The organism is Kitasatospora sp. NPDC097643 (assembly GCF_040302625.1).
In the GTDB taxonomy this organism is placed as follows: domain Bacteria; phylum Actinomycetota; class Actinomycetes; order Streptomycetales; family Streptomycetaceae; genus Kitasatospora.
In genome coordinates, this window is record NZ_JBEOSA010000095.1 from 15,613 (window position 1) to 27,051 (window position 11,439).

The 11,439-nt window shown below is 76.7% G+C and carries 8 protein-coding genes; 6 read left to right on the top strand and 2 right to left on the bottom strand.

Going from position 1 to position 11,439, the window contains the following annotated elements; all coding sequences use genetic code 11:
* Positions 1 to 37 precede the first annotated feature (37 nt).
* On the bottom strand, positions 38 to 1,081 hold the full coding sequence (locus ABTY15_RS36765; RefSeq protein WP_350605639.1) for a LysR family transcriptional regulator: 1,044 nt from the start codon (positions 1,079 to 1,081) through the stop codon (positions 38 to 40).
* Between the two features lie 61 nt (positions 1,082 to 1,142).
* Positions 1,143 to 1,652, bottom strand: a complete 510-nt coding sequence (locus ABTY15_RS36770; protein WP_350605643.1) for a GNAT family N-acetyltransferase — start codon at positions 1,650 to 1,652, stop codon at positions 1,143 to 1,145.
* A gap of 407 nt (positions 1,653 to 2,059) precedes the next feature.
* On the opposite strand from ABTY15_RS36770, the gene ABTY15_RS36775 reads away from it, so the two are divergent.
* From ABTY15_RS36775 to ABTY15_RS36800, 6 genes are all read left to right on the top strand, one after another.
* Positions 2,060 to 3,412, top strand: a complete 1,353-nt coding sequence (locus tag ABTY15_RS36775; RefSeq protein WP_350605648.1) for an MFS transporter — start codon at positions 2,060 to 2,062, stop codon at positions 3,410 to 3,412.
* A 52-nt stretch (positions 3,413 to 3,464) separates the two neighbouring features.
* Complete coding sequence (locus tag ABTY15_RS36780; protein WP_350605652.1) at positions 3,465 to 4,748, top strand: amino acid adenylation domain-containing protein; 1,284 nt, start codon at positions 3,465 to 3,467, stop codon at positions 4,746 to 4,748.
* Positions 4,749 to 4,925: 177 nt separating this feature from the next.
* Positions 4,926 to 8,033, top strand: a complete 3,108-nt coding sequence (locus tag ABTY15_RS36785; RefSeq protein ID WP_350605656.1) for a non-ribosomal peptide synthetase — start codon at positions 4,926 to 4,928, stop codon at positions 8,031 to 8,033.
* Positions 8,030 to 9,205, top strand: a complete 1,176-nt coding sequence (locus ABTY15_RS36790) for an acyl-CoA dehydrogenase family protein (protein WP_350605659.1) — start codon at positions 8,030 to 8,032, stop codon at positions 9,203 to 9,205. The genes ABTY15_RS36785 and ABTY15_RS36790 overlap by 4 nt, the downstream gene beginning before the upstream one ends.
* Before the next feature lie 38 nt (positions 9,206 to 9,243).
* Positions 9,244 to 11,067, top strand: coding sequence for an amino acid adenylation domain-containing protein (locus ABTY15_RS36795; protein WP_350605663.1), 1,824 nt, complete (start codon positions 9,244 to 9,246; stop codon positions 11,065 to 11,067).
* A gap of 70 nt (positions 11,068 to 11,137) precedes the next feature.
* On the top strand, positions 11,138 to 11,439 hold a 302-nt coding region (locus ABTY15_RS36800), incomplete at its 3' end, for an AMP-binding protein (protein WP_350605665.1).

An 11,439-nucleotide genomic window follows, 5' to 3' on the forward strand; every position in this document is an offset into this window, starting at 1 on the left:
GGTGCGGCCGGGCGTGGGGTGGAACTGCGGCCCGGCCTCACGCGCCCTGGCGGGGCCCCGGGTAGGTGCCGCGTAGGTGGGCCAGCAGGGCGGCGGTGGGCGGCGCGGTGGGCTCTCCGGCCGGCCAGGCGAGGGCGATCCGCACCAGCGGCACCGGGTCGGTGAGCGGCCGGACCCGCAGCCCCGGCACGGACGGCGGGTCCGGGACGATCGCCACCCCCAGTCCGTGGGCGGCGAGTTCGGCCAGCTGCGGGGGTGCGGCCGCCTCGACGGCGACCGCCGGGTCGGACCGGGGGTCCGCGCCCGCCGTGGTGCCTGCCGCCTTGGTGCCTGCGCCGGCTTCGCCGCCCACCGCCGCTTCGCCGCCCGCGGCTTCGGCGAGGGCGCGCTCCAGCGCCGTCCGCAGCCCGGTGCCGCGCGGGGTGCTGAGCAGCGCGTGGCCCGCCAGCGCGGCGACCGGCAGGGCGCCGTCCGGGCCGAGGGCCAGCGGGTGGTCCCCGGCGAAGGCGGCGACCAACGGGACCTCCAGCACGGTGTGCACGGCGAGTCCGGCCAGCGCGTTCCAGCCGTCGTCGCCCTCCCGCCCGCTCGCGGCGGTCGGCAGGCCGATCAGGGCGAGGTCCAGTCGGCCGGCGCGCAGCTCGTCGAGCATCCGGGTGGTGACGTCCTCGGAGAGCGAGATGTCGATGCCCGGGTGCTCCTGGCGGAAGGCGGCGAGCGTGGTGGCGAGCCCGGGCAGTTGGTCGACCCCGGCCTCGCGGGGAGGCACGCCCAGGCCCGCCCCGGCCACCAGCCCGAGCCGGACGTGGCCCCGCCGTGGCCCGCCGAACTCCAGCGCGGTCTGCCGTGCGGCGGCCGCCGAGGCGAGGGCGGCCTGCGCGTGCGGGAGCACTGCCTCGCCGACCCGGGTGAGCCGGACACCGCGCCCGGAGCGGTCCAGCAGCGGGTGGCCCAGCTCCTTCTCCAACTGGCGGATCTGCGCGCTGACGCCGGGCTGGCTCAGGTGGAGCAGCTCGGCGGCCCGGGTGAAGCTGCCGTGCCGGGCCACGGTGACGAAGTACTGGAGCTGCCGCAGTTCCATAACTGGTGATTATAGTGCCGAGAACTCCCTGGTCTTGGACCTGCGGAGGGCTTCACAGGCCCTACCGCAGGTCCCTGCCCATGATCGTGCAGATGGTCTCGTACCGGTGGATCGTGCCGTCGGGCGCTTCCTCGTCCCAGGCGTCGGGCCGGCGGTCGAAGGCCACGTAGCCGAGCCGCTCGTACAGGGCGCGGGCCCGTGGGTTGTCCTCCTCCACGCCGAGCTCGGCCCGCCGCAGGCCGCGGGCCCGGATCCGGTCCTCGGCGGCGTGGATGAGCAGGGTGCCCAGGCCGCAGGACTGGAGGGCCGGGAGGACCGCGAGCTGCCAGAGCCAGCCGGCTCCGGGGGCGGCCCGGTAGTCGACGCCGCCGATCGCCACCGGGAGGTCGGCTGTGGTGCACACCGCGAGGTAGTCCACCTCATCGGCCCTCGCCCGCTCCAACTCCATGGCCACGTGTCGCAGATGCGTCGCGGAGCCGGACCAGCCGCAGGCCGGGAGGTCGGCAGGGGTGAGATCGCGGACGTGCACCGGCACGAGGATCCCGGGGCCGTCGACAGGGGTGAGAGCCATGCCCCCATGACAGCAAGGCCCGGGAGCCGCCGCCACGGGATTTCGGCGGGGCGGCCGTCGGTGCTTTCACGGCTGTCCGTGGTGACGCGGATATCACGATTGGATGACGGACAGTCAATACTCCACAGGATCCGGCCAAGTTGAGTGCGGGCGTCCGGTGGCCGGAAAGTGGATGTCCGAAAAGCGGACGGCGAAATGGACGGGTGGCGGGTGCGGCGAGCCGACCGGGCGCGGGGCCGCAACTGCGGGGCGGACCGGTGGTGGGGGCGCTCCGGCGGGCGTGCGAGGGGGTGTAGGGGGAGCGTGAGAACCGGCCGGGGGAGTGGCGGGATCGGGCCGACGCGGGGTTCGTCCGGAAACGGTCGCGATGGTTGCCCGTAGCGAATGGGTGACCGAGAGTCGCACTGATGAACGACACGCCTCGCCCTCCCCGGAACCGCCTGCTCGGCCACCGCGACTTCCGGCTCCTGCTCGCCGGAGCCGCCGCGGCCCAGACGGGCAGTCAGGTCACCCTGGTCGCCCTGCCCCTGGTGGCGGTGGTGGTGCTGGACGCCACCCCCTTCGAGGTCGGTCTGCTGACCGCCGCCGAAACCGCCGCCTTCCTGCTGGTCGGCCTGCCCGCCGGAGCCTGGCTGGACCGGATGCGCAAGCTCCCCGTCCTGATCCGCGCCGATCTGGTGCGCTGCCTGGCCGTCGGCTCGATCCCGCCGGCCGCCGGGCTCGGGGTGCTGACGATGACCCAGCTCTACCTGGTGGCGCTGGTCACCGGCGTGGCGACGGTGTTCTTCGACGTCGCCCACCAGTCCTACCTGCCGGTGGTCCTGCCGCGCGAACACCTGGTCGGCGGCAACGGGGCGATCGAGACGGTCCGCTCCTCGGCCCAGATCGCCGGGCCCGGCCTCGGCGGCGTCCTGGTCCAGCTGCTCGGCGCGCCGCTCGCCATCGTGGCCGACGCCTGCGGCTACCTCGCCTCCGCGCTGCTGCTCACCCGGATCCGGGCCGACGAGCCCCGGCCCGAGCCGGAACCCGGCCGTTCCCTGCGCGCCGAGGTCGGCGAGGGCGTCCGCTTCGTGCTGGGACACCCGCTGCTGCGCGCGATCGCCCTCACCACCTCGGTGTGCAACCTGTTCACCGCCGTGCTGATGGCCGTCCAGACCGTCTACTGGGTCCGGGTGCTGGACCTGTCGCCCGGCGCGATCGGGGTGCTGCTCTCCGTCTCCGCGCTCGGCGGCCTGGCCGGCGCACTGTGCGCGGGCGCGCTCGCCCGGTGGGTCGGGCAGGCCCGGCTGATCTGGCTCGCCGTGGTGGTGACCGCGCCGTTCGCGGTGCTGTGGCCGCTGTCCGGCGGCGGCGTCGCGGGGGCCGTGCTGTTCGGCCTCGCCTCGGCGGTGGTGCTGTTCGGCGGGGTCGCCTACAACGTCGCCCAGGTGAGCTTCCGGCAGAGCATCTGCCCGCCCGCGCTGCTCGGCCGGATGAACGCCACCATGCGCTTCCTGGTCTGGGGCACGCTCCCGCTCGGCGCCCTGGCCGGCGGCGCCGTCGCCGACGCGGCCGGGCCGCGCGCCGCGCTCTGGCTCTGCGCGGCCGGCCTGCTGGTCGGCCCGGTGCCGCTGCTGCTCTCGCCGCTGCGCCGGATGCGCGACCTGCCGACCGGCGTCGAGGCCGCCCCGGACGCCGAGATCGCTGCGGGCTCCCAGGACGCCCAGGACGCCGAGGACACGCAGGCCGCCGAGGCCGCCGAGCCGAGATCCGTGTCGTGACGCCCGACCGACCGCCCCGTCCGCACCGAAACCGGAAACCGGAGACCGTTCCGTGCACGCCAGCATCACCGCCGCCTACCTCGCCCGGTACCGCTCCGCCGCCGCCGACGCCCCGGTGGAGCTGCTGCCGCTGACCGGCGCCCAGCGGCGCTTCCTGATCACCCGCCGACTCGCGCCGCAGCACCGCTCCGACATCGTCCCGCTGTTCTTCGCCTATCCGACCGGCACCCTCGACCTGCCCCGGCTGGGCCGCGCCGCCGCCGCGGTGGCCGCCCGGCACCCGGCGCTCTGCGGCGGCTTCACCACCGTCCGCGGCACGCCCGTGCTGCGGACCGGCGGCCCTTCGGCCGAGGCCGTTCGCGTCCCGGTCGCCCCCGGCGGCACGGCCGACGCGGCGCTGCGCTCGGCGCTGCTGGACTGGCCCGTCGACGGTCCGGCGCTGCGCCTGCTGGTGGCCCGCGAACCGGACGGGGACGAGGAACTGCTCGCCCTCGGGCTCGACCACGCGGCCTGCGACGAGCAGTCGCTCGGCGTGCTGACCGCCGAGCTCACCGAGGCGTACGCACGGGACGAGGACGCCCCGCCCGCCCCGGACCGGGCCGCCCTCGCCGCCTACCGCCAGGCCGTCGAACTCCAACTCGCCGCCGAGGAGGCCGCCTCCACCCCGGCCGCGCACACCCACTGGGGCCGCCGGCTCGGCGGCCTCACCTCGACCGGGGCCGGGCCGGCGGCCTCCACCGCCATGCTCGTCCACCGGCTGCCCGCGGCCGTCGGCCCGGCCCGGGGCGCGGTCTTCCCCGCCCTGCTGGCCGGCGTCGGTGCCGCCCTGCACCGCCTGCACGGGGAACGGGCGCTCGCGCTCGGCTACCCGTGGGGCGGCCGCCCGCCCGGCGCGCCCGAGGTGCTCGGCTGCTTCCTCAACACCCTCGTCCACCCGGCCGAACCCGCCGTGCAGGACGACCCGGACGCGTTCAGCGACGCCTGGTGGGACGACCTCGACCACGCCGACACCCCGTTCGACGAGGTGGTCCGAGCCGCCCGCGCCGCCGGATCATCCTGGTCCGGCGCCATGGACGGCATGCTCACCATGGAGGACCTGCACCGCCGCCCGCCCCTGGTGCTGGGCGGGGTCCCCGGCCGGGAGACCCACCTGGCCGGTCGGCCGCTCGCCGGACCGCTCGCCGTCTCCGCCTCGCAGGGCGACGACCTGCTGATCCGCCTCGCCTGGGACCGCGAACGGTTCCCGCAGACGGACGCCGAAGCCGCCTTCGACGCGCTGCTCGGCACGCTCCGCCGTCACCTGCACCAGGGCGCCGAGGCGCCGCAGGCGGCCTGAGCCGCCGGCCTCCCCGGCCCCACACCACGATCCGACACCCGCCGGACACCCCCACGCCCGACCGCCGGCCCGCGCCCCCACCCCCGCGCGCGGCCGGACCCCGGCCGCGGCGGGACCACCCACGCCCGCCGCCGGCCACCACCGTGCCCACCCGCCCACCACACAAGGGATCCGCCCATGTTCGCACTCTCCTCCTCGCAGGAGATCGTCTGGCTGCACGAGCAGATGCTCCCGGGCAGCCGCGCCTACAACTTCACCGCCGTGCTCGACCTCTGGGGCGACCTCGACGAGGCCGCACTGCGCACCGGACTGGCCGCCGTCCTCGGCCACCACCCGGGCCTGCGGCTGGAGTTGGTCGCCCGCCCGGAGGGCCTGCCCGGCCAGCGGGTCGCCGACCACTGCGAACCCCTCCTGCGCGTCAGCGACTTCACCGCCGAGACCGACCCGGACGCCGCCTTCCGCGCCCTGCTCGCCGCCGAGGCCGAGGAGCCGCTGGACACCGCCAAGGCCCCGCTGCTGCGCTGGCACCTGGTCCGCCTCGGCGCCGAGCACCACCGCCTGATCCACGTCGAGCACCACCTCGTCCACGACGGGCACTCCTTCGCGATCCTGCTGCGCGACCTCTTCACCGTCTACCGCGCCCACGTGCTCGGCGAACCGTACGAGCTGCCCGCCGCCCCCTCGTACCGGGAGCACGCCCGCGCCGCCGCCGACCCGGACGCCCGCGAGCGCGCACTCGCCTTCTGGCTCCAGGAGTTGGCCGACGCCCCGCGCGCCGTCGCACTGCCCGGCCTCGCCCGGCCCGGCGCGGTCCGCCGCCACCGGGGCGGCCAGCTGCGCCAGGCGATCGGCGCCGACCTCGCCGAACGGCTGCGCGAGCGCAGCCGGGAGGACGGCCACACCCCGTTCAGCACCCTGCTCGCGCTCTTCGCCGAACTGCTGCGCCGCCACGGCGGCCACCGCGAACTCGTCGTCGGCACCGCCGTCGGCAACCGGCCGGAGGGCTTCGAGGGCACCGTCGGCATGTTCGTCAACACCGTCCCGCTGCGCCTGCGGCTGGACCCGGCCGCGCCCGGCACCGAGGCCGTCGACGAGGTGACCGACGTCCTGCTGCGCGCCCTGCCGCACCAGGACCTGCCGGTGCAGGAGCTCACCCGCCGCCTCGGCCTGCACACCACCGGCGCGGACAACCCGCTGTTCAACGTGATGTTCAGCGCGCACGACGCCGCCCTGCCGGACGTCCAGGCGCCCGGGCTGGAGGTCTCGCTGTACGAGGGCTTCAACACCGGCACCACCCGCTTCGACCTCGACCTGGTGCTGCTCCCGGACGACCGCCGGGTGGTCGGCGAGAAGCACGGCGCCGCCGGGATGACCCTGGTCTGGGACTACGACGCGGACCTCTTCGACGAGGCCGCGGCCGCCCTGCTCGCGGACCGCCTGCTGGAGCTGCTGCGCTGCTACCTGGACCAGCCGCAGACCGCGCTCGCCGTCCTGGCACCCGCCCTCGGCGCCGAACCCGCCACCGCCGTCCCGGAGTCGGCCGCCGCGCTGGACCCGGCCGCCGCCCACGACCCGACCGCGCTCGCCCTGCTGGCCGGCGCCGAACGGCTCAGCTACGGCGAACTCGACCGCCGCGTCACCGAGTTGGCCGAGCGCCTGCGCGCCGCCGGGGTCCGCCCCGGCCAGCCGGTCGCCGCCGTCCTGCCGCGCGGCGTGGACAGCGTGGTCGCCCTGCTCGCCTGCCTGCGCCACGGTGCCGTGTACGCACCGCTGTCCACCGAGGACCCGGCCGCCCGGCTCGGCCTGCTGCTGGAGCGCCTCGCCCCGGCCCTGGTGCTGGCCACCCGGCAGAGCGCCCTCGCCCTGCCCGCCGAGGGCGTCGCCGCCCCCGCCCTGCTGGACGGCCCGGCCTTCCCGCCGGCCCGGCCCGCCGAGGTGCTCGACGGCGCCGCCTACCTCATCCACACCTCCGGCTCCACCGGCGTGCCCAAGCCCGTCCAGGTCGGCCGCGCCGCGCTGGCCGGCTACGTCGCCGCGATCGCCGCCCGCTACCGGCTCACCCCGGCCGACCGGGTGCTGCTGTTCGCCCGCCCGTCCTTCGACGTGGCGCTGGAGGAGGTGCTGCCCGCGCTGGCCGTCGGCGCCGCCCTGGTGCTGCCGCAGCGCGAGGTGCCCACCGGCCCCGAGCTGGTCGCCGTCCTGGCCGCGCGCGGCGTCACCGTCGCCAACCTGCCGACCAGCTACCTGCTCGCCGTCCGCGAGGACCTGCGCGAGGCGCTGCGCGACGGCCGCTGGACGCCCCGGCTGCTCGTCCTCGGCGGCGAACGCCTGCCCGCCCGCGCCCTGGAGGGCCTGACCGAGGCCGTCACCGTGCTCAACGCCTACGGCGTCACCGAGGCCACCGTCACCTCCACCGTGTACGAGGTCACCGCCGCCGACCTGACCGGCGACGGCGAGATCCCGCTCGGCACCGAGCTGGACGGCGTGCGCGTCCACGTCCTGGACGACACCCTCCAGCCGCTCCCGCCCGGCTGCGTCGGCGAACTCGCCGTCGCCGGCGGCATGCTGGCCGACGGCTACCTCGGCCTGCCCGAACCCACCGCCGCCCGCTTCGTCCCGGTGCCCGCCCTCGACGGCGCCCGGGTCTACCGCACCGGCGACCGCGGCTACCGCGACCTGCGCGGACGGCTGCGCTTCCTCGGCCGCGCCGACAACCAGGTCAAGCTGCGCGGCCACCGGATCGAACTGGAGGAGATCGAGGCCGCCGCCTCCGCCGAACTCGGCGGCCGCTCCTGCGCGGTGCTGCTGCACACCGACCCGGAGAGCGGCCCGCGCCTGGTCGGCTTCCTGGAGGGCGCCGAGCAGCCCGACCAGGCCGCCCTGCACACCGCCCTCGCCCAGCGGCTGCCCGGCGGGCTCGTCCCCGCCACCTGGACCGCGGTCGCCGCGATGCCCACCCTGCCCGGCGGCAAGCCCGACCGCGCCGCCCTCGCCCGGCTCGCCGCCGAAGCGCCCGCGACCGCGCCCGCGCCGGGCACCGCCACCGCCAGCGCCTTCGACGACCCCGGCCAGGAACTCATCGCCGCCGCCTGGCGCGAGGTGCTCGGCCACGACCGGTTCACCGCCGACTCGCACTTCTTCGAGGTCGGCGGCCACTCCCTGCTCGCCGCCCAGCTCGCCGCCTGGCTGGAGCCGCACCTCGGCAGCCGCCCGCCGCTGCGCACCCTCTTCCGTCACGCCGTCCTGGCCGACCAGGCCCGCGCCCTCACCGGAGCCGTCAAGTGACCGCCCCCTCCGCCGTCCTCGAAGCCGGCCACCGCGAACTCGTCGAGGCCTTCGAGAGCTTCATCCGCCGCGAACTCGTCCCGCTGGCCGCCGAGTTGCCCGAAACCGCCGACCAGCCGCCGGCCGACCTGCGGGCCTACGTCCGCAAGCGCTCCGCCGCCCTCGGCTTCTACGCCGGCGACTACCCCGAGGAACTCGGCGGCGCCGACATGCCGTTCACCGCCGTCGTGCTGCTGCACCACGCCGCCGGGCGCAGCGGCTGCCCGCTCGCCCCGTACGCGCTGGCCGGCTCCGACGGCCCCAGCCCGCTGCTGCGCAACGGCACGCCCGAACAGGTCGAGCGCCACCTGGTACCGCTGGTGCGCGGCGAGCAGACCCGCTGCCTGGCCCTCACCGAACCGCAGGCTGGCTCCGACGCCTTCCGGCTCACCACCACCGCCGTGCGCACCGCCGACGGCTGGGTGATCAACGGCCGCAAGACCTTCGTCAGCAACGCCGACCGGGCCGGACTCGCACTCGTCGTCGCCGCCACCGACCTCGGCGACGGCGCCGGGCCCACCGCCGGCGCCACCGCCTTCGTCCTCCCGATGGACCAGCCCGGGCTGCGGATCGGCCAGCGCTACGAGGGCATGTCCGGCGAGCCGCTGTTCGAGCTGCTGCTGGAGCGGGTCACCGTCGGCGAGGAGGCCGTGATCGGCGGCGAGGAGGGCGTCGGCGCGGCCACCGCCCTCGCCATCGACAGCCTCTCCCGCGGCCGCCTGGTGGTCGCCGCGATGTGCAACGGCGTCGCCGAGTACGCGCTGCGCCTGGGCGTCGACTACGCCCGCGAACGCCACGCCTTCGGCCGCGCCATCGGCGAGTACCAGCACGTCCAGGAACACCTGGTGGCCACCCGGGCCGAGGTCGAGGCGTCCAAACTGCTCACCCTCGCCTGCGCCCGGCTCGTCGACGAGGGCACCGAGGCGCCCGAGAACGCGGCCCTCGCCAAGCTCACCGCCTCCGAGACCGCGATCCGCGCCGTCGACCGCTCGCTCCAGGTGCACGGCGCCACCGGCTGGGTGCGCGGCCACCCGCTGGAGTTCCTGTACCGCTACGTGCGGATGATGACGATCATCGAGGGCACCTCCGAGGTCCAGAAGGTCATCGTCGCCCGCGCCATGGGCCTGAACTGACGGTCCGTCACCTGTCCGGAATCGCTGGGAGAAGCACGATGACGCAAGACCTGAGCATCGGGTACGGCCGTCCGCACCAGGACGGCGCGGTCCTCGACCTGTTCACCACCTGGGCGCACCGCACGCCGGACGCGCCCGCGCTGATCGACGGCGCCCACCGCCACAGCTACGCCGAACTCGACCGCCTGGCCGACACCGTGGCCGCCGCCCTGCGCGACCGGGTGCGCCCCGGCGACCTGGTCGGCGTCTGCCTCGACCACTCGGCCGCGCTGGCCGCCGTCACCCTGGCCGTCGCCAAGCTCGGCGCCGTCCACCTGCCGCTCGGTCCCCGCCCCGGCGCCAAGCGGCTCCAGGCCGTCGCCGAACAGCTCCGGCCCGCCTGCCTGGTCGGCGACCCGGCGCTGCTGCCGCCCGGGCACCGGGACGGCGAACACCTCACCCTGACCCTGCCCGGGGCGGGCGCCGTGGTCGCGGCCCTCGCCCCCGCCACCGACGGCCCGCAGGCCACCGCCCCCGCCGGCACCCACTACGCGGTGCTCACCTCCGGCTCCACCGGCACCCCCAAGGCCGTCGCGGTCGGCGAGCCCGCCCTCGGCGCGCTCCTCCAGTGGTACCGCGAACTCACCGGCCTCGGCCCCGGCGAGCGGCACAGCCTGCTGATCGGGGTCGCCTTCGACCCGCACGTGATGGAGCTGTGGGCCGGCCTCACCTCCGGCGCCACGCTCGTCGTCGCCCCCGACGCCGTCCGCTGGGACTCCGGCGCCCTCGCCGACTGGTGGCGCGAGGCAGGCGTCACCGTCGCCGTCCTGCCCACCCCGCTCGCCGAACCCCTGCTCGACCGGCCCTGGCCGACCGGCCTGGCCCTGCGCCACCTCACCATCGGCGGCGACCGGCTGCGCCGGGCCCCCGGCCCGGACGTCACCGCCACCGTGCACAACGCCTACGGCCCCGCCGAGGCCACCGTCACCACCACCGTGCACAGCATGGCGCCCGGCGGCGGCCACGGCGACGACGCGCCGCCGATCGGCCTGCCGATCCCCGGCGCCGTCGTCCTGGTCACCGACGAGCAGGGCCGGCCGGTGCCGCGCGGGGAGACCGGCGAGCTGCGGATCGGCGGCCGCGGCCTGGCCGCCGGCTACCTCGACCCCGAGCTCACCGCCCGCCGCTTCGTCGAGGTGCCGCCCGGCGTCGACGGCATCGACCGGGTCTACCGCACCGGCGACCGGGTGCTGATGCGCGCCGACGGCGTGCTGGAGTTCCACGGCCGGCTCGACGACCAGGTCAAGGTCAGCGGGGTGCGGATCGAACCGGCCGAGGTCGAGGCCGCGTTCGAGCGCGACGCCCGGGTGCGCCGCGCGGTCGTGGCCGCCGCACCCGCCCCGGCGGGCGGCGCCCGGCTGATCGCCTTCGTCCAGCCCGGGCAGCCGGAGCCCCTGGCAGGGGCTGAGCTGCTGGACGCCGTCCGGCCCTGGCTGCCCGAACAGGCCGTCCCCTCGGCCCTCCGGATCGTCGACACCTTCCCGCTGGACGCCAACGGCAAGATCGACCGGGCCGCGCTGCTCAAGGCGGAGGAACAGGCCGAGCAGCCCGCGCCGGCGCAGGAGGGCGACACGCCCACCGAACGCGCCGTGCTGCGGCTCTGCCGCGACCTGCTCGGCCGCGCCGACCTCGGCCCGGCCGACAACTTCCTGGCCGCGGGCGGGAATTCACTGGCCGCCGCCAGACTGTTGACGGCCCTGGAGCAGGAGTACGGCGTCCGGCTGCGGGCCGCCCTGGTGCTGCGCCAGCCCGACCTGCGGGCCGTCGCCCGGCTCCTCGACGAGAGGTCGGCCGGCGGCCGGCCTGCCCCGACCACCGTCTGACCCGCCCACCCGCACCTCCTCCGCAGGGCGCCCCGGCCGCCAGCGCCGGGGCGCCCGGAAGGGAAACCCGATGTCCTCCGTCACCGTGGGCGGCACCGTCCAGGCCCGCTCTGCCCAGACCGGTCCTGCCCAGACCGTTCCCGCTCGGACCGTTCCCGCCCTGATCGCCCGGCACGCCGAGCAGCACCCCGCCGCGCTCGCCGTCACCGACGGCGAGACCGTCCTCACCTACCGCCAACTCCTCGACGCCTCCGGCCGGTTGGCCAGCGCGCTGGCCGCCCGCGGGATCGGCCCCGGCATCGCCGTCGGCCTGCTCTGCGCCCGCTCCACCCGGCTGGTCGTCGCCCAGCTCGCCGTCTGGCGCCCCGGGGC

Excerpts from the sequence above, each read along its gene's own strand:
- ABTY15_RS36775 (WP_350605648.1), top strand. The coding sequence starts at position 2,060 with ATGAACGACACGCCTCGCCCTCCCCGGAACCGCCTGCTCGGCCACCGC.
- ABTY15_RS36785 (WP_350605656.1), top strand. The coding sequence starts at position 4,926 with ATGTTCGCACTCTCCTCCTCGCAGGAGATCGTCTGGCTGCACGAGCAG.
- ABTY15_RS36795 (WP_350605663.1), top strand. The coding sequence starts at position 9,244 with ATGACGCAAGACCTGAGCATCGGGTACGGCCGTCCGCACCAGGACGGC.
- ABTY15_RS36765 (WP_350605639.1), bottom strand. The coding sequence starts at position 1,081 with ATGGAACTGCGGCAGCTCCAGTACTTCGTCACCGTGGCCCGGCACGGC.
- ABTY15_RS36770 (WP_350605643.1), bottom strand. The coding sequence starts at position 1,652 with ATGGCTCTCACCCCTGTCGACGGCCCCGGGATCCTCGTGCCGGTGCAC.